The organism is Crocosphaera sp. UHCC 0190, assembly GCF_034932065.1.
Lineage (GTDB): Bacteria > Cyanobacteriota > Cyanobacteriia > Cyanobacteriales > Microcystaceae > UHCC-0190.
Map to the genome: position 1 here is coordinate 83,190 of NZ_JAYGHP010000014.1, position 18,880 is coordinate 102,069.

The 18,880-nt window shown below is 40.9% G+C and carries 16 protein-coding genes and 1 tRNA gene; 6 read left to right on the top strand and 11 right to left on the bottom strand.

The window, feature by feature from the left end:
- Positions 1 to 792, bottom strand: coding sequence for an HAD family hydrolase (locus VB715_RS17645; protein ID WP_323302533.1), 792 nt, complete (start codon positions 790 to 792; stop codon positions 1 to 3).
- Between the two features lie 114 nt (positions 793 to 906).
- Here VB715_RS17645 and VB715_RS17650 point away from each other — a divergent pair, with 114 nt between their 5' ends.
- On the top strand, positions 907 to 3,513 hold the full coding sequence (locus VB715_RS17650; protein WP_323302534.1) for a hybrid sensor histidine kinase/response regulator: 2,607 nt from the start codon (positions 907 to 909) through the stop codon (positions 3,511 to 3,513).
- A gap of 23 nt (positions 3,514 to 3,536) precedes the next feature.
- Here VB715_RS17650 and glmU read toward each other — a convergent pair whose 3' ends face one another.
- From glmU to VB715_RS17665, 3 genes are all read right to left on the bottom strand, one after another.
- Complete coding sequence (gene glmU, locus VB715_RS17655) at positions 3,537 to 4,895, bottom strand: bifunctional UDP-N-acetylglucosamine diphosphorylase/glucosamine-1-phosphate N-acetyltransferase GlmU (RefSeq protein ID WP_323302535.1); 1,359 nt, start codon at positions 4,893 to 4,895, stop codon at positions 3,537 to 3,539.
- Positions 4,896 to 5,174: 279 nt separating this feature from the next.
- Positions 5,175 to 6,665 carry a C-3',4' desaturase CrtD gene (gene crtD / locus VB715_RS17660; RefSeq protein WP_323302536.1) on the bottom strand — a complete coding sequence of 497 codons (1,491 nt, stop codon included), beginning with the start codon at positions 6,663 to 6,665 and terminating at the stop codon, positions 5,175 to 5,177.
- Positions 6,666 to 6,704: 39 nt separating this feature from the next.
- Entirely contained in the window at positions 6,705 to 7,301 is a 597-nt protein-coding gene (locus VB715_RS17665; protein ID WP_323302537.1) for a Uma2 family endonuclease, read from the bottom strand.
- A gap of 170 nt (positions 7,302 to 7,471) precedes the next feature.
- Here VB715_RS17665 and VB715_RS17670 point away from each other — a divergent pair, with 170 nt between their 5' ends.
- A complete protein-coding gene (locus VB715_RS17670) occupies positions 7,472 to 9,085 on the top strand; it encodes a 2-isopropylmalate synthase (protein WP_323302538.1) in 1,614 nt (537 codons plus the stop codon).
- A 139-nt stretch (positions 9,086 to 9,224) separates the two neighbouring features.
- On the opposite strand, the gene VB715_RS17675 is transcribed toward VB715_RS17670, so the two are convergent.
- A tRNA-Leu gene (locus VB715_RS17675) sits at positions 9,225 to 9,306 on the bottom strand.
- Between the two features lie 221 nt (positions 9,307 to 9,527).
- Here VB715_RS17675 and VB715_RS17680 point away from each other — a divergent pair.
- Complete coding sequence (locus VB715_RS17680; protein WP_416336953.1) at positions 9,528 to 10,724, top strand: HhoA/HhoB/HtrA family serine endopeptidase; 1,197 nt, start codon at positions 9,528 to 9,530, stop codon at positions 10,722 to 10,724.
- On the opposite strand, the gene VB715_RS17685 is transcribed toward VB715_RS17680, so the two are convergent.
- The gene (locus VB715_RS17685) at positions 10,725 to 11,411 is read right to left on the bottom strand and encodes a M15 family metallopeptidase (protein WP_323302539.1); all 687 of its coding nucleotides are present in this window, start codon (positions 11,409 to 11,411) and stop codon (positions 10,725 to 10,727) included.
- Positions 11,412 to 11,637: 226 nt separating this feature from the next.
- Here VB715_RS17685 and VB715_RS17690 point away from each other — a divergent pair, with 226 nt between their 5' ends.
- Positions 11,638 to 12,627, top strand: a complete 990-nt coding sequence (locus tag VB715_RS17690; protein WP_323302540.1) for a hypothetical protein — start codon at positions 11,638 to 11,640, stop codon at positions 12,625 to 12,627.
- A 75-nt stretch (positions 12,628 to 12,702) separates the two neighbouring features.
- Here VB715_RS17690 and VB715_RS17695 read toward each other — a convergent pair whose 3' ends face one another.
- The 3 genes from VB715_RS17695 to VB715_RS17705 all read right to left on the bottom strand — a co-directional run bounded on the left by VB715_RS17695 (position 12,703) and on the right by VB715_RS17705 (position 14,056).
- Positions 12,703 to 13,089 carry an alr0857 family protein gene (locus VB715_RS17695; RefSeq protein ID WP_323302541.1) on the bottom strand — a complete coding sequence of 129 codons (387 nt, stop codon included), beginning with the start codon at positions 13,087 to 13,089 and terminating at the stop codon, positions 12,703 to 12,705.
- A gap of 18 nt (positions 13,090 to 13,107) precedes the next feature.
- The gene (locus tag VB715_RS17700) at positions 13,108 to 13,623 is read right to left on the bottom strand and encodes an HNH endonuclease (protein WP_323302542.1); all 516 of its coding nucleotides are present in this window, start codon (positions 13,621 to 13,623) and stop codon (positions 13,108 to 13,110) included.
- A gap of 109 nt (positions 13,624 to 13,732) precedes the next feature.
- The gene (locus tag VB715_RS17705) at positions 13,733 to 14,056 is read right to left on the bottom strand and encodes a hypothetical protein (RefSeq protein ID WP_323302543.1); all 324 of its coding nucleotides are present in this window, start codon (positions 14,054 to 14,056) and stop codon (positions 13,733 to 13,735) included.
- 84 nt (positions 14,057 to 14,140) lie between these two features.
- On the opposite strand from VB715_RS17705, the gene VB715_RS17710 reads away from it, so the two are divergent.
- Positions 14,141 to 14,482 (top strand): hypothetical protein, encoded by a 342-nt coding sequence (locus tag VB715_RS17710; protein WP_323302544.1) that lies wholly within the window; start codon positions 14,141 to 14,143, stop codon positions 14,480 to 14,482.
- Between the two features lie 40 nt (positions 14,483 to 14,522).
- On the opposite strand, the gene VB715_RS17715 is transcribed toward VB715_RS17710, so the two are convergent.
- Positions 14,523 to 15,800 carry a VWA domain-containing protein gene (locus VB715_RS17715; protein ID WP_323302545.1) on the bottom strand — a complete coding sequence of 426 codons (1,278 nt, stop codon included), beginning with the start codon at positions 15,798 to 15,800 and terminating at the stop codon, positions 14,523 to 14,525.
- Positions 15,801 to 16,350: 550 nt separating this feature from the next.
- The gene (locus VB715_RS17720) at positions 16,351 to 17,337 is read right to left on the bottom strand and encodes a permease (protein ID WP_323302546.1); all 987 of its coding nucleotides are present in this window, start codon (positions 17,335 to 17,337) and stop codon (positions 16,351 to 16,353) included.
- A gap of 218 nt (positions 17,338 to 17,555) precedes the next feature.
- On the opposite strand from VB715_RS17720, the gene VB715_RS17725 reads away from it, so the two are divergent.
- Positions 17,556 to 18,821, top strand: a complete 1,266-nt coding sequence (locus tag VB715_RS17725) for an efflux RND transporter periplasmic adaptor subunit (RefSeq protein ID WP_323302547.1) — start codon at positions 17,556 to 17,558, stop codon at positions 18,819 to 18,821.
- Positions 18,822 to 18,880 lie beyond the last annotated feature (59 nt).

Here is an 18,880-nt window from a genome sequence, read left to right on the forward strand (position 1 = left end):
TTAAGACCGCCAAGTTGAGAAATCTTGGTTAAACTGACTTAAAGAAAGTAAATACAGATTAGATTCTGGTTGAGTCAACTTGTGGCTTTTTTCCGTATTATATCCCCAATCTGCTAAAAATAAACTAACTTCTGTTAAATCGGCTTGACTTTGTACCCCTTGTAAGGTTTTTAATAAATCTTCAACAAACCATAAATTGGCTGAATCTTCATTATGATCTTTGAGAATTTGCCGCAAAGTTTCAAATTTAGGTTGTTTAACTTCTTTACCGAAAATATGGTTTTCAGGGAAGTTTAACCCCTGTTTTTTTAATAGTTGTTTAACAAACCTTCCTTCTTTGGTAGTAACAATATATAATTGAGTCGAAGAACTTAAAATTTCCTCTAATCTTTCTAAGATACCTGAATAGAAATGATGTAAACTTAACCAGCCCTCTAAATCAGTTTGAATCCAATGATCTCTGACCCCATCTAATTGAGCCATGACCTGTTTTTTATCTAGATTTTCTTGTCCAACAATAGTCGAACAAATTTGCGGCCAATTCTCCTCAAGCTCCGTCATATTATAAGCCAAAACTAATGCCCTTAATAAGATAGGCATTTCCCATCCCGTCTCAATCACAGGACGTAATTGATAAAAAGAATCCGCCCATAGATCGAGATTGATTTGAGACTCATTCTTCCAGATTTGTTGATAGGTTCGCTGAGTCGTTTGGAAATATTCCCACAACCCATTACAGATCACCCCATCAAAATCAAGAGCCAAAATTTTCGGGAGAGAAGATATTGCCATCAGTTAACGTCAACTTTTTTTAAAAAACTTAATCATCATCATGACATAAGATACAAAAAGTGGGAACAATAAAGAGGAGTCAGCAAGACTTCTTGAACATTTGGGAGGTAATAGGTGAAAGATAATTTAGATCTGAGTAATTTTTCCATGCTGGATCTCTTCAGCTTGGAAGTAGAAATCCAAGGGGAAGTTCTCAACGATCACCTTCTCACCTTAGAAACTCAACTTCAAGACGGGCCAGAAGGGACTGCTTCCCTGTCCCTATTAGAAGCATTGATGCGAGCATCCCACTCCATTAAAGGGGCAGCGCGGATCGTCCAAATTGATCCGGCCGTAAAAATTGCCCATGTCATGGAAGACTGTTTTATGGCGGCCATGGAGCGTACCATTACCCTAACCCCAGAACATATCGATCGCCTCTTACAAGGAGTAGACTTTTTACAGTCCATTGGTCAAGCCGACCAAGATAATTTTAGCCAATGGTTAACGGGCCATCAACAAAAAGCAGAAGAAATTGCCACTGCGATCGCCACCTTAATGAGTCAACCCAAGAGCGATCGCCTGGAAACCCCCACTACTGTCATTGCTCCTCCCGTCGTTGAACAACCGCCCCAACCTCCCCCTGAAGTAGTCCCTGAGCCAGAAATTGCCACCCAACCGACTGCTCCCCTCTTAGACTTGTCAGAGGATGAAACAGAGGAAACTTTCTCAGAATTTGCCCTTTCTTTAGATGAGGTTTTCCCAGAAGATGATGAACCTTCCCTTCTTTTCAGCAGTGATCCCACTTCTCCTAATGTTAACTTTGAATCCTTCTTAGACAGTCCTGTTGAAGCTAATGAGCAAGTGATCGCCTGGGTGGATGAGGAACAAGACAACATGAAGGAGTTTCCTGCCCTCAGTGCCAATAAATTAGCCACAGAGAAAGACGAGGTAATGCCTTCTACATCTTTGATGACTGCGGGTAATGGTTCTTCTAAAGATCGCTTTGTACGGGTGACAACGGACAACTTAAATCGCCTGATGGGATTGGCCGGAGAATCTTTAGTTGAAGCGACAGCCTTAGTTCCCTTATCCGAGTCTTTTTTCCATCTGAAAAAAAGTCAATTGGAACTATCAAAATTACTCGAACAATTACAAATTCGTTTAGCCAAAGTTTCTTTAAACAAAGAAACAGAAGCCTCTCTCATCGATCTGGTTCACAAAGAACGGGAATGTCGGGCCATTCTTAATGATCGACTGAATGCTTTAGAACAGTTTAGTTATCGCTCCTTTAATTTATCAGATCGCCTTTATCGAGAAGTTATTGCTACCCATATGCGTCCTTTTGAAGAAGGGGTTAGTAGTTTCCCTCGCATGGTTCGGGATTTAGCTCGACAACTCAATAAGCGCGTTAAATTAGAAGTTTTGGGCAAATTAACTATGGTAGATCGGGATATTTTACGGAAATTAGAAGCCCCATTAACCCAAATTTTACGCAATGCCATTGATCATGGCATTGAATTTCCCCAAGAGCGAATTGCTAAAGGAAAACCCCCCGAAGGAACGATTCACTTAGAAGCGGCTCATCGTTTTGGAATGTTGTCAATTACTATCTCGGATGATGGCAAAGGAATTGCTTTAGATAAACTACGAGAATCTATTGTAGACAAAGGTTTAGTCACCGCAGATATGGCCCGTCAATTAAATGAAACAGAGTTGATGGAATTTATCTTTTTACCAAATTTTTCAACCGCTAATAAAGTGACGGAAATTTCTGGTCGGGGTGTGGGTTTAAATATTGCCAAAACTATGGTTCAAGAAGTGGGAGGAAATTTACAAGCAGTTTCTAAACCAGGTCAGGGTATGAGTTTTCATTTCCAACTTCCCTTGACTTTATCAGTTATTCGCACATTATTAGTAGAAATTGCCGGAGAACCCTATGCTTTTCCCCTCTCTCGTATTGACCAAATTTTGACCCTGAAATTTAATGAAATTCACTCAGTAGAAAATCGACAATACTTTACCCTCAATGAGCAAAATATTGGTTTAGTCCGCGCTGAACAAGTTTTAGAAATATCCTCTAATACACCACCCGTTGAACCTTTATGCGTCATTGTTGTTAGCGATCAAATGAATCGTTATGGTTTAGTTATTGATCGATTTTTAGGGGAAAAAAGTTTAGTTGTACGACCCTTAGATCCCCGCTTAGGTAAAGTTCAAGATATTACAGGAGCCGCTTTATTAGAAGATGGTTCACCGATTTTAATTGTGGATGTTTTAGACTTAGTTCGCTCTCTTGATAAAATGTTAGCTAATATTCAAATTAGTCATGTAAAAACCCAAGAAGAAAACAATTGGCGACAGGCACAAAAACATATTTTAGTGGTTGATGATTCGATTACAGTTCGGGAAATGGAAAGAAAATTACTGGAAAATAAAGGTTATAAAGTTGATGTAGCAGTAGATGGAATGGAAGGATGGAATGCTGTCAGAGTTGGTAATTATGATTTAGTAATTAGTGATATTGATATGCCACGAATGAATGGTATCAAATTAGTTCATAACATCAAAAGTAATACTCATTTAAAATCAACTCCCGTGATTATTGTTTCCTATAAAGATCGAGAAGAAGATCGCTTACAAGGATTAGAAGCAGGAGCGGATTATTACTTGACAAAAAGCAGTTTTCATGATGATACATTGATTAATGCGGTCATTGATTTGATCGGACAAGAAAAATAATGATCTTGTTCAAGTTACTGCTTTTATTTTTGTTGTATTTTGTTTTTCCAATCTTCAATAATGCGTTGACGTTGCCGAGCAATCACTAAAGCTTGATTAGGCACATCATTAGTGACAACTGAACCCGCCGCCACTGTTACCTCTTCTCCTAAGGTTACGGGGGCAACAAACACACTATTCGCCCCTGTTTTGGTACGATTACCAATAATCGTCGGATGTTTATTCACCCCATCATAATTGGCCGTAATAGTTCCGGCCCCCACATTCACCTGTTCTCCTAATATAGCATCACCCAAATAGGATAAATGAGCCACATTGCTTTTTTGTCCAACTTCTGACTTCTTAATTTCCACAAAATTACCAATGCGACAAGCTTCCTTAATTTTGGCCTCTCCCCGCAGATGGGTATAGGGGCCAATACGACATCCTGAAGCGACTTCCGAGTCAGTAATCACAGAATAAAGTACCGTTACATTCTGGCCAATCTGACTATTTTCGATCAGACTCCCTGGCCCAATGCGACTACCGGCCCCAATTACACTATTACCCCGTAAATGGGTTTGGGGTTCAATGATCACATCTACCTCTAATTTAACCGTGTCATCAATGGTGATACTATCAGGGTCGATCATGGTGACTCCTGCGGCCATCCAACGATTTTTGATGCGGTCTTGCATGATATCATTCGCAGCAGAGAGTTGTTGGCGATCGTTAATACCATTAATTTCTAAATAATCTTCCACATCAACGGCCATCACAGGGTTGAGATACTGTACGACATCGGTTAAATAGTATTCTTTTTGATCGTTATTGGGGGAAAGTTTCGGCAAAACTTGGGCTAGTTGTGGCCAGTTAAAGCAATAAATACCGCCATTGACCCGATGATTCTTCTTTTGGGCCGCGTTACAGTCCCGATCTTCCACAATTTGGGTCACAAGATTGTTATTATCACAAAAGACCCTTCCATAGCCTTTGGGATTGGGTAAATGGGCTGTTAATAGGGTAGCTGCATTTTGGTTGGTTTTATGGATGTGGAGAAGATTTTGTAAGGTTTCCGGTCGTAAGAGGGGAGCATCTCCATTTAAGACGAATAAATCACCATCAAAGTCCTGTAAATGGGGTAATAATTGTTGAATAGCGTGGCCAGTTCCTAATTGTTCTCTTTGTTCGACAAATTCCAAGGATGGGATACTTTGTAAGCACTGTTTAACCTGTTCCCCTTCGTAACCAATGATAACTAATTGTCGTGAGGGGTTAATTAAGTGACAGCTATCCAATACCCTTTGTACTAGCGATCGCCCCCCTAAAGTATGTAACACTTTAGGTAAGTTAGATTTCATCCTTGTGCCGCGTCCTGCCGCTAAAATTGCTACCGCTACCATTTTCCTACCCATCAACCATCTCGATTGGAGTATATCGTGTCTTGTTACCTTTTGGATAGAGGGGTTAAGGAAGTCAGAAGTTAGAAGTTAAGGCTCTACCGAACCTAGGATGTAAAACGATTAAAAATTACAGGCTTAAACCCGATCGGGTTAAGCTATCGGAACTAAGCCTGGCTACCCAGGCTTAAAATTAGGCTGTGTAGACAGCCTTTGTGCTTATAGAATAAGGCTTTAGCCTGTATTCATTTATTATAGTTAAAACCTCAAACAACTTACTTATTACTTATGACTTAAAATCTGTCTCACTGCGGTTAATGCAGAATAACTCACCCCTGCTGTCCCTTCTCCTGGATGGGTTGAGTCTCCCACTAACCAAAGATTTTTAATGGGGGTACGAGTTGCTATTCCAAAGGGGCCAAAGGTAGAAACTCGTTGACCAACTCCCCCCACAATTCCCCGATTTCTAGCAGTATAATAGGCAAAGGTTCGGGGTGTGGCTGCTTCTTGATGAATAATGGTATCAGAATTAAGCTTGAAATAATTACTTAAACGACTGATGGCTTCTTCGGTATATTTTTGTTTTAATTGTTGATACTTTTCTGCTGTGGTTTGCCACCAAATTTGAGTATCCGTAAAACTAGAAGCAATGATAGTTGCTTTTCCTTCTGGGGCCCTACCATCTCCTGGTTTACTCACCGAAACAAACAAAGAATTATTCTCTCCAATGATGCCATTATAATCATATAAAAATTGTAAGTGAGGAGGACGATTTTCAGGAATTGCTTGACGATCAACCCCTAAATAAATTACAAATGCTCCTGATGCTTCTGGTAATTTTTCTACTCTTTTTTGATACAATTTCAACCAAGTATTTACAGGCACATCCAACATTTTAACTAAATTCTGCACAGGAACATTAGCCACAATATGATTAGCTGTTTCTGTTATGATTTGCCCTGTTTTTTGATTGCGAATGGTAATATTGTTATCATTAATTTTTTCGATTTTATGTCCCGTTAAGAGTCTTCCCCCATGTTTTTCTAACCCTTCTACCAGGCGATCGCTTAATACCTGCATACTGCCTTGCAAATGATATAATCCTTGGGGTTCCTGGGAGACTCCTAATGCTGTTGCTGCATATAATAAAGCGGTTTCATCTGCATTGACTTGGGAATAGAGTTTTAATTGTAAATCCAAGAAGGTTTTGAGGCGTTTATCTTCATATAATCCATATAATTTTAAGGCATCTCCTACGGTCATTAAGGTAAAAGGAACGGTTATTAATGTATCTAACCTCATGGCTTTTATTAACTGCCAAATATCCCAAATATTACGGGGTGGTAAAACGGGATCTCGGCCTTGAAATTTCCAACTAGCTTGAAATAATTTTGATAATAATTGCCAAAAAGGTTCACTTCCTGGGAACTGTTTTTGTCTTTCTATTTGCCATCTTTTCGGATCTCGCCAAACATTAATTGGTGTAGTTTCTTTGGGTAAAAAAACAGCACAAGCAGGGTCACAAAAGGTCGTTTCAGGTAATTCTATCCCTAATTCTTCAAAAATACGTTGATGAATGCCGCCAGGCTCTAATCCTGCCAATTGAGTCGCTCCTACATCAAAGGTAAACCCCCGACGTTTAAAGGTAGAAGCACATCCTCCAGGAACATAAGCCTGTTCATATACAGTTACATCATAACCGCAACGGGCTAATAATGCACCTGCCGTTAAACCTCCAATTCCTGCTCCAATCACAATAATTTTATTATTCATATTTTTTAGTCAATTCTTGATAAATTCTTATTTATTAAATCATCTATTTGTTTCTTCTGTTTCCTCAAATTGAACTCCTTCATATAATTCTTTTATTTCAATGGAAAATTCGAGAGATTGTAATTGTAACATGGCTGTTTCTTGTTCATATTCTCGTAATAACCAATTACCTTCTGGGGTTTTCGTATATTGCATAATATAACAGCGATCTTGTGCTAATAAAATATATTCTTGCAGTTGAGGAATGGAACGATAAAAGCGAAACTTATCCCCTTGGTCATAATTTTGAGTTGATTTTGATAAAACTTCTACAATTAAACTAGGATTTGTCACTGTTGTTTTACTGTTTCCTTCATAAATGGGTTCACCATCAATTACCATTACATCAGGATAAGTATATTGACGAAAATTAGAAATCCAGAGACGTACATCGCCAATATAAACATCATATTTTTGACCCTTGAAGGCAAATTTCAGGTAAGCGTAAAAGTTACCAGCAATTTTATTATGATTTGTGGTTCCACCCGTCATCGGAATAATTTCTCCATCTCGATATTCATTTTTATAGTCTGCTGTTGCTTCGAGTTCCAAATATTCCTCTGAGGTGTAATACTTGGGTTTAATTTGAGTCACCATTGAACACCTCTTACTGATAATTTAAGTGAACTATTACCCATTGCCTAGCGGCTGAAAAAATAACAATTAGAAAAATTTTAGATCGGTTTTCTTAAAAATTCTAATAAGATAGAGTATAATTGATAACAAGAAATCCAATCCATGATTAAATCGCGTTGAGTCGTTACCCTATGAGCAGTCAACCTGATCACATTATCATCTTTGATACTACTTTACGAGATGGGGAACAGTCCCCAGGCGCAAGTCTCACGGTTGAAGAAAAACTCACAATTGCTCGCGCTCTCGCACGACTTGGCGTTGATATCATAGAAGCAGGTTTTCCCTACGCTAGTCCTGGAGATTTTGAAGCTGTCCAGAAAATTGCGAAACTTGTGGGAACGGAAACTGGCCCGAAAATTTGTGGCTTGGCCAGAGCAAGTAAGAATGATATCAAAGCAGCAGGAGAAGCTCTCAAACCTGCCGTAAAAGCTCGCATTCATACCTTCATTGCCACCTCAGATATTCACCTACAACATAAACTGAAAAAGACTCGTCAGGAAGTCTTAGACATTGTGCCAGAAATGGTAGCCTATGCTAAAACTTTTGTAGATGATGTAGAATTTTCCCCAGAAGATGCGGGACGCAGTGATCCAGAATTTTTGTATCAAGTCCTAGAAACGGCGATCGCGGCCGGAGCAACGACCGTTAATATTCCTGATACAGTAGGTTATACGACTCCCAGCGAGTTTGGGGCCTTAATTAAAGGCATCAAAGATAATGTTCCCAACATTGACCAAGCCATCATTTCCGTACATGGCCACGATGACTTGGGGTTAGCGGTGGCCAACTTCCTGGAAGCGGTGAAAAATGGGGCCAGACAGCTAGAATGTACCATCAATGGCATTGGGGAACGGGCGGGCAATGCTGCCTTAGAAGAGTTAGTCATGGCTCTCCATGTTCGTCGTCAATACTTTAACCCATTTTTGGGACGGCCGGCTGATTCTACTGAATCCTTAACCAATATCAACACCAAGGAAATCTATAAAACCTCCCGTTTGGTATCTAACCTCACAGGGATGATTGTACAACCGAATAAGGCAATTGTGGGGGCAAATGCCTTTGCTCATGAGTCTGGTATTCATCAAGATGGCGTTCTCAAAAATAAGTTAACCTACGAAATTATGGATGCGGAGTCCATTGGGTTAACCAATAATCAAATTGTCTTAGGTAAATTATCGGGACGCAATGCCTTTCGGACTCGCTTAAAAGAGTTAGGGTTTGAGTTATCAGACACGGACTTAAATAATGCGTTCTTGCGGTTCAAGGAAGTGGCTGACAAGAAGAAAGAAATTACAGATTGGGACTTAGAAGCTATTGTTAATGATGAGATTCAACAAGCTCCCGAATTGTTTCGCCTGGAGTTAGTACAGGTTTCCTCTGGTGATCATTCCTGTCCCACGGCCACTGTTACCCTAAGAACCCCGGAAGGGAAAGAGTTAACGGATGCTGCGATTGGGACGGGGCCTGTTGATGCAGTTTATAAGGCGATCAATCGGGTCGTGAATGTTCCCAATGAGTTGATCGAGTTTTCGGTGAAGTCAGTAACAGCAGGGATAGATGCAATGGGAGAGGTGACAATTCGCTTGCGTCATGAAGGACGTATTTATTCCGGTTATGCAGCCAATACGGACATTATAACGGCTTCTGCCCGTGCTTACATTAGCGCGTTAAATCGTCTTTATGGAGCGATTCAAGAACAATCTAAGGTAGACCCTTCTGAGGTGGTTTTAACCTCTCAGTCGTAAAGATAGGATGACTTAGAGCCTTGACGAATCCCCTGGTCTAAAGATCAGAGGGATTCCTAGCCAAACCTCACCGTTACCTAGTGGCACTGAGCGTTGTCGAGGTGTTCCCAGTTGCCTCTCCCAAAGAAGGTCGAGTCAATGCGGATGGCGAGACTTGAACTCGCATGGCGTAAGCCACACGCCCCTCAAGCGTGCGTGTCTACCGATTCCACCACATCCGCGTTTAAGCATTTACCAATATAGCATAAGACCAACAGACAACACAAGTAAGAAAGAGAAAATTAATGGTGAAAAATACAACCAGTGTAAAAATCCAAGCTAAAATCAAGATCATAGTAAGCCCAAAAATCTTAAGAGAAGACGGATAGGTTAGCTGCTTCTCCAGAAACTTTGTCATAATCGGGGATAGGGAACCCTGTCATCATCAAACAAAAAAAATATTATGCGTATTAAACAATTAGGTGTTTATGTAGGATTATTATTATTAGGCGGTACTGTGGGCATCTGGGGCAGTCGTTACTTAGTCCAATCTCCTCAAAGCCAAGAAAACTCAAGTCCTACCGTCATTCCCGCATCTTTAAAACCCTTCTCTTTTGCCTCCGGATCTTCTCAACAAGATAACTTAAATTTTATTGCTCAAGCTGCCCAAAAAGTGGGGCCTGCCGTTGTCCGAATTGATGCCACACGACAAGTCCCTGATGAGATGGGAGAATCCCTGGAAAATCCCTTTTTCCGCCGTTTTTTTGGCAATGAAATGCCCCTCCCCAAAGAACACCTAGAACGGGGAACGGGGTCAGGTTTTATTGTTAGTTCTGATGGACAATTATTAACCAATGCCCATGTGGTAGATGGAACAAAAGAAGTTAAAGTAACCCTCAAAGATGGCCAAGTCTATCGGGGTCAAGTATTGGGGACTGACCCCATGACGGATGTGGCCGTGGTGAAAATTAATGCCACCAATTTACCCACCGTTGAGATTGGCAATGGGGAACAATTGCAACCCGGAGAATGGGCGATCGCCATTGGCAACCCATTAGGACTAGATAATACAGTGACAGTGGGCATTATCAGTGCCTTGGGCCGTTCCAGTTCAGAAGTAGGGGTTCCTGACAAACGGGTGAGATTTATTCAAACTGATGCGGCCATTAATCCTGGCAATTCTGGGGGCCCCTTACTCAATGCCCAAGGAGAGGTAATCGGTATTAATACAGCCATTCGCGCTGATGCCCAAGGATTAGGGTTTGCCATTCCCATTGAAACGGCCCAACGGGTGGCAGATCAATTATTACTCAAAGGCAAAGCAGATCATCCCTATCTGGGTATCCACATGGTTACGTTAAACCCCGAACTACAAAAAGAACTTAATCAGGATCAACAACTGGGCTTTAAGGTAACACAAACCCAAGGAGTCTTAGTGGTGCGTGTGATCAATGATTCTCCTGCTCAAAAATCTGGACTAAAACCAGGGGATATTATTCTTAAAGTCGGGGGTAAACCTGTGGAAAAAGCCGTTGAAGTTCAAGAACAGGTAGAAGCGAGTACCATTGGAGACAGGTTAATGGTCGAAATTATTCGCAATAATCAACCAAAAACGTTGACAGTTCTACCTGGGACATTTCCCACAAATCAAGCAGAATAATCAAACTTTACCATAACGGGCGATCGCGGTTTGAGTTTGCCAGGCCCACATTTGATCTCCTAGAGAAAAATGCCACCATTCCCCAAGATGACGGCAAAAGCCAGCTTTACTCATGATTTGATTTAATAATTCCCGTCGTTGATGGTAGGTTATTTCAATCGGGTTGGTACTATGGGCATAATAATTAGGTTGCGATCGCGCTGATAATTCATCAATGTCTCCTCCCATCCCTAAAGGATGTCCTGTTTCATCGACTAAGGTAATATCAACCGCTGCCCCTGTACTATGAGGGGGAGGAGTAGCGGGATTTTCATTAGGAATTGCCCAAATTTGATACACTTGTTCCCAGAGTATTTCTTGCTGCTGTGGTGAGAGGTGTTCCCGTTGTAACCCTTGGGTTTGTATCAGAGACGCAAAGGTATAATCCACCATAAACTGTTGTACCATAACTGGACGATAGGCATCAAAAATCTGTATTTTCCAGTCTGGATGTTGTTGTTGTAAGTAATTTTGCCCTTGTAATAGAGCCTCTAAAACAGTTTTCCGTAAATAATAGGGAGATTTCCCCCCATAATTAGCTCCCAATTTTTGATAGGGATGGGGTGTTTCTACGGCAAATTGTTCTAAAGCAATGGGAACTAGGGGTTCACCAGATTCTTGAATAGGAATTGTTTGATAAGGTTTCATTAATAGATAAGTAATCAGACAAAATTAGGGTAGAGACAGGGGTTAGACGATAGGGATTTAAGGAAAAAATAGCACATCTGCATCCGATAATCTACTGAATTTAAAATAAAGAGTTAACAAAAATTTTCTAAAGATTTCTCAAAAATCCGTAGCTTTACCATTCCTTTATATAGATTAACTGCTTATACTGAAAAGAATTAGAGACATGAAAAATGGAATAAATTCGATGGCTGTTGACATAATATCCGCTGGAAAAATCCAAGAAAATACTAGGGAAAAAACTCATTTATTTTCCCCTTATTTTCTCAAAAACAAGGTTGATAGTTTCTTAAAAAAAGAACTCATTAATCCTGAGATTATCTTAAAACATAATCATGCCTTTGAAAAAACCAGAACCCTAAAAATTCTGGCTCAAGCCCTAGATCACCAAAGATTTAGGGAGCAAGATTTTATCTGGTTAATACAAATCAGAAACAAATTTACTCAAGGATTAGGAGAATATCAAGGGCTTAATGCTTATCTTCGGTTGTTTCGTGTCGCTATTGAAGCTAAAAATAGCTTTCTTTCTATTGAACAAATTGAGCTACTTTATCGCAGTTCTAAACAACAAAATTTTTATCATTTAGTCTTTCAATTACTTGAACGAGATGTTAGCAAGGAAAGCTTTTACCAATTAATTCATCAAGAATTGACTGAATCTTTACCAAAAATCAAAACAGAAAAAGGCAAAAAAGCCTTAGAATGCTACGTTCAGTCCCTCGATAGCTTGACTTATAAAGATGATCTGGGCTTAAAATTGCTCTATCTTTTTAAAAAATATCAACTAACGAACTACTCAATTTTGCAAAAAGTTTCTAATATCGTTGATTATCTAAAAAATCGAGATATTAAAAACACAGCAACTTTAGTTAAGTTAGTCAAGAAAGAAGGAGAAGTCTTTGATCAACTAGGGAAAATTCTGGAAATTCCCCCTGAAAAAAACAGCCCATTAACTTATGCCACTATGTTGCAATATATTGTTTTACAGGCTAAGTATGGTAAAGTTTATAGTCAGTTTGAAAAATTAATGGAGGTATTAGGGGAGTGGAATAAATCCTATAAAACCGTTGAATCCATTCGTCGTCAATATTCTTGGACTGACTATCAACAACCGAAAGATTTTAAACAGAAATTAGAAACCTTGGACTTACACAAAAAGTATCGTCATTACTGTTAGCTGCACTAGGTTTTAGAGATAGGGGTTGGGGGTTTAAAATACCCTATCACCTATCCCCTAACCCCCATTCCCTTATTATTCAAGAACTGAGGTTGATAATTGAGTTTCTTGCCAGAGTTTGTGAAGCAAGAATTCAGCGCGATCGCTTAAACGGCAGACAAAGATTCCCTCCTCACTGGCCACATCAGATCCTAACCAGGTTCCTTGTAAAACCACCTCTACCGACTCATCATCACAAGTAGTCACTTCTAGCACTTCCCCCATTTCTGCCGCCGCTGCGGCTAATAATTCATCAAGATAGGGTAGATCAACCGGAATTAAAAAGGCGGCCTGACTCGGTTCCACACAAAGACTACTGCCTGAGCGCAAGGCTAACATGACACGGGTTGTCACCCACCCTTCTAAAGACTGGTTAAGGTAATCGAGAGAAAATCCGTTTTCGGTATAAATCAGTTTTAACATTTTCGTTGATATCTCCTTTCAAGGCGCGGTAGTCGGGTGAGAGTGCCAAAATTGTTCAGCAAAGGCAATCGCAGGATGAATGGGGGCTTTAGGCACAGTTTTTAAGACCATTCCTGCCCCTTGAGGGGTGCGATCGCCTTTTCGTCCATTACAAGTTTCACAAGCTGTTACCACATTGTCCCAGGTGTGTTTGCCTCCTTTAGAACGGGGAATTACGTGATCTAGGGTAAGATTGCGATGACTCCCACAATATTGACATTGATGTTTGTCTCGCCGTAAAATTTCCCGTCGGTTGACTGGGGGAACTTTCCAAATGCGATCGCCACCATTCACCATCAGACGAATTTGCGGGGTTACTTGTACCACAAGGGAGGGGGAACGAATTTCCCAGGAAGTTTGTTCAAATAAATCTAAGGGTTGGGCTTTCCCTGTGACAAGTAAGGTGATGGCCCGTTGCATTGTCACCCTTGTAATGGGCAGGTAATTTTGGGAAAAGACGACGATGGTTCGATTGAAAAGGTCTGAAGTTGGCATCACGGCGGACATCCTTCAACGTTGGAACTAAAACTTAGGTTTATCTACAACAAACCCCCACTTTCGAGAGATGAAAGCGGGGGTAGGAGAAACCTTGAGGGGTTGGGTTTTACCTGGGGACAGGGGCTACTTGCCTCCACCGCCCGCTAGTTAGGGTTAGGGATGAATTAATCTCTATGGGGTTGATATTACCTTTGGGGTAATCTCGTAAAGCTAAAAATAAGCAGGTAAAAGGGTTTTTCCAGAGAGTTTTTGCTAGTTTTTTCATCAACAAGGCGGTTGGGTTTCCCTGCCCTAGACTAAATATTGCGTCCTGATGAGGACTGGGGTTACTTCCTCTGCCTAAGCCTTCCTCAACCATAGCCAAAATCTGCCATTTATGGCAGCAACTTAGGGCTAATTGGTAGGGAACTGGGATAGGGAGCAGTAACATAAGAGTTTTCAACCGTGCTAAAACAATCTTTTTCATACTACACTTATATTACTGAAATGTCTACCTTTTTTGAGGAAAAAAATTATGAGAACCATTCCACGGACATCTACCACTGAAATGGAAGTCACTAGCATCCGCTTAGAGAGAACCCTAAAAGAGAGTCTTAAGGAGCTTTCTGGCAGTCAAGGTTATCAGGCCTTAATCAGAGATATCCTTTGGAATTATGTGCAACAAAAGTCAGGAGACTATCGACCATTGTTTTCACCGAGTGATATTCGGGCAACCTTTGAGGCCACGGCCAGGAAAGATGAAAGTTGTGTTTTGACGGGTAAGATAATTCAAGCCAATGAACCGATGTTTTTAGCATTAACCATCCATGGGGATTTAGTCCCCTTGAGTGTAGAAAGTTTGGATAAGGAACAATAAGTTATGGCAGGGGTTTAACAGGGTTAAACCCCTTTTCTTTTTAAAGTTCTGGGTCGGTTTGAATCACGGTTTTAGATACCATCCTCGTCTTTTTTCGTTCTGCTTCTGATAGTTCTTCCCCTGCTTGTAATCGTGTCGCATTCGATTGCAAAATCGTGGCCGCACTCTGATCTCCCAATTGTAGAGCCGTTTTTGCCGCCGTTTGTAACAAAGTCGCGGCCCCTTTGCGATCGCCTTGATCTAATTTAGCTTCTGCTAATTGAGTTTGACGATATTTAGCTAGGGTTAAAATGGATTTTTGGACACTATTATCTACCTGGGGTTGATAAGCTGGTTGTACTTCGACGGTTAAAGGAATTCTTTCTGATAGTAACCCAACTTGTGATAATGATGGGTCGTCATAACGCACTTGGACTGTCCCAATAACGTGACTTCCTGGAGATAATTGGCTTAAATAGAGGTTAACTAATACTACCCGTGAGGTATCTTTCATTAAGTCCCCTAACCGTACAATGTAGCTATTGCCTTCTGATTCTGCCTTTAATTCGACGGTTTCGGGTTCGACTTGAGCAACGGGTTTTAATTCTGCTAAACGAACTTGTGGGATAAATTCTAAGATTAAATAGGCATTGGTTAACCCAACAGACTGAAGACGAGTAAACAGACGACTAAATTCTGTTAACGCTTGTTCGGGTTGCTCAATATAACAGAGGGTTCCCCCTGCGGAGTCGGCAATTTTTTCTAAGATGTCTTGATTCCAATTATTACCGAAGCCTAAAGTATTAACGGTAATATTATATTCTGCGGCTACGTGAGCAAGTTTTAAACAACGTTCATTGTCTCCATGTTCATTTTCTCCATCTGTGAGTAAAAAGATTTGAGAAACACGATTTTCTTTACCAGTGGCTACTTCTTTAATCCCTAATTTCATCCCTTCATCAATGGCTGTTCCCCCAGCAGTTTCCAGTTTTTCAATCAGTCTTTTGACTCGCTCAATATCATCAACCATTTGATTAGGAACAATTACTTTAGCCCGATGATCAAAGGCGATCACAGAAATGCGATCGCTTGGCCCTAACCCTTCTACTAAGCGCAGGGCGGCTTCTTTCACTATTTTCATGGGTTTTCCTGTCATGGAACCACTGTGGTCTAAAATTAACCCTAAGTTGAGGGGTAGGGTGCGATGCTTTCCCACTCGCGGAGCGAGACCGCTAGTTTCTTCTTGGGATGACAGGGAAATGGCAATTTGTCGTTGAGTATTGCCTTGGTTGGCATCGATGTGACTATCATTTAAGGCGGTTTGTAAGTTAACTTTCATGCTGTTTTTTACCCCTTCCCTAAAATCCTATAATATAAGCAGGTAGCTAGAAACAAACCAAGGTTTATTTTTGGAACTTTATTCCTGTTAAAACCTAATAATAACTAATGGCTAAAGCTATTACTACCAACTTTTATATTGTACACTTAATTATTTTTGACAACAATAACAGCAACCAAATCGTTAGTCCCTCAGTGACTTCCTCTCTTAGTTGATATTCCCTAGAGTTACACCGAATTCATGATTCAGTTGCCTTGCTCCCTTGAATTCACTTGAGGAAATATAAGCCTCTATCTTGGTTGCTGTTATTGCGAGTTAACGAGACAGACGTGAACTGGTACAGGGTGTTCTCCTTTGAACTTGTGTTTTGACCTTGCAAGTTGATCTGCCAGGAAAGCTTTATTTAGCTTCAATTATTAATTTAGCATCTTTATCAAGGATTCTTGAGATTTGCAATTAAAGTTTACATTTAAGGGATCACGGCAATCGGGTGAATTTTCTCAACATTAATGTAGGGTTCAGGATTATTGGTGGAAACTCAGACATTAACTTAACTGAAATAAAAATTGAGAACAAAAGCGAAAACCAGGATCAATTGTGTTGTGAGAATGATTAAATAAATAGCTGCTTTCCCGCGAATTGTAGCGAATAATAAAGCCAAACTAGAAACATTAAATAAAGAATTAAATAACAAGAAAACAAGACTGGAACCCGATAAAAGAGTGGTGGTTAAAGGGCTGACAAAAGAAGCAGCCCACAGGGAATTAAGAGAAATCACAAGACTTAAAAGCCCCATAACCAGAATTTGAGTTAAGGGAGTTTGGCCCCACCCTAAAAGTTGAGCTTGAGGCAACAAAACTTGAAAGGCAGTAGAAATGGCGGCTCCAATCATTAGAATACTACCCAATTCGATAAATTCTCGAATCAAGTTATCGACAAAGACATAAAGTTGTTGTTGTAAGGTACGAGAAGCCCCCGACATTTCCTTATTTTCATAAATTAAGTTACCGGCCCGATGTAGGGGTTGAAAGCCCTCTAGGGGTCGTAAAATCGTGCCTGAGCGAACTAAAGTGGAGCGAGTCTCAAGAATAGCGGTTTCTCCCTCTAAAGCAACGGGTTTATCTGAATAGGTACTGAAAACAAACCCTATCATAATCCCAATCAGCCAAGCCCCCAAAATTCTCAAAAAAATCAATCTGGGCTGGCCCCCAAGCACTTGCCAACTACTCAAAATAACAAAGGGATTAATGGTAGGGGACGCAATTAAAAAGCTGATACAGACAGGAATTGATACCCCCTGTAACAATAACCGCCGAGTCACGGGAATATTGCCATACTGCCCCACCGGAAGCAATAGCCCTAAGCTACTGCCGATAATTACCCCCAGAATGCGGCTACGGGGAAGTTTTGCTACTAATTCATGTTCATCCACAAAGACTAATAAACCACTGGAGATAATAATGCCCAACAAGAGAAACGGCAAAGACTCAAGGATGTGACTCACAAATAAGGTATAAATGTAACTAAGTTGGGGCATGATGTTATATTTCAATCGGTCTAAGGAACAAGTGGATTGCTCAAAGACAGTTTACAGGAAAAATGGGGTTGTCAATTTAGTTTTAGGTATGCTAGTACCAGCATGGGAAAACATCCCGATGAGTTAACTCAGATCACACATTATGGTTTAAGCGACTAAGTACAAAGATTTGTTAAGCTATTTCTAGGCAGATAAAAACGACACAGAGATAAGCATTCATGGTCATTAAAAAGGCTGTTGGGACTGGATTAATCTTAACCAGTGTTTTAATGTTTGCTTCCGTTGGATGCAAGTTTATTTCCCAAACAGAAGCCCAAGAAGAGCAACAAGTCCCGAAAAAGCCAGAAATTCCCGCCGTCGATGTGGCGATCGCCCCTAGGGATAATCTCAAAGACACAGTGGAATATATTGGCACGACTCAACCTGTACGGGAAATAGCCTTACGTTCCCAGGTTGAGGGACAATTATTAAGTTTAGGGGTGGATGTAGGCGATCGCGTGACTAAGGGGCAAATGTTGGCACAGCTTGATGATGGTTTATTACAAGCAACCGTCGGACAAGCACAAGCAGAAGCTGCGGCCCAACAGTCAGAAGTTATTCGGGCTGAGGGGGAAGTCAATACGGCTCAGGCTGAGGTAGAATCAGCTAAGGTGGCTTTAGAACAGGCGAAATTGGATGCTGATCGCTTACAGCAATTGTATGAACAAGGGGCGATCGCAAAACGGGAGGTAGAGTTAGCCCGCACTCAATACCGCACCGCCCAGCAAACCTTGCTCTCGGCACAATCTCAGGTCAAGGTACGTCAATCTGGGGTAGAAGCGGCGAAAGGGCGGGTTATTGCCCAAGAATCTTTAATTAAGCAGGAACAGGAAAGATTATCTTATGCTCGTCTTGCGTCTCCTATTACGGGATATGTATTGCAACGGGTGATAGAAACAGGAAATTTAGTACAACCAGGCAGCGAAATTCTCCGTTTAGGGGATTTTAGTGAGGTTAAAGTGGTTGTTCCGGTATCAGAGTTAGATTTAGCCAATATTAAGGTAGGACAGTCCGTTACGGTGCGCTTAGATGCCTTTCCCCGTGACAGTTTAGGGGGACGGGTAAGCAATATTTCCCCTGCGGCCGATTCCAGAGCGCGACAGGTTCCCATTGAGGTCATTTTACCGAATCCTAGTCAAAAAATCGGCAGTGGATTACTCGCTAGGGTGAATTTTGGTCAAGGGGTGAGTCAATCTGTGGTTATTCCTGAAACAGCGTTAAAAGCTTCTAAGGAGAAACCTGTGGGGGGACGGGGGACAATTTTTGTGGTAATAGGGGATAAGGAGAAAGGGACGGTTAGAGCGAGAATGGTGAGGCTAGGAGAAAACAGAGACGGGAATGTAGAGGTTTTGGCTGGTTTACGTCCAGGAGAACGATTTGTGTCTCGTAGTAATCGTCCTTTGCAGGATAATGATTTAGTGCGGTTGAGTGTATTGTCTGAGTAGGGGTTAAAGACGGAAATCTTTTTTGAATAACTTTAATTATTCAAAGATTGAAAAAACTG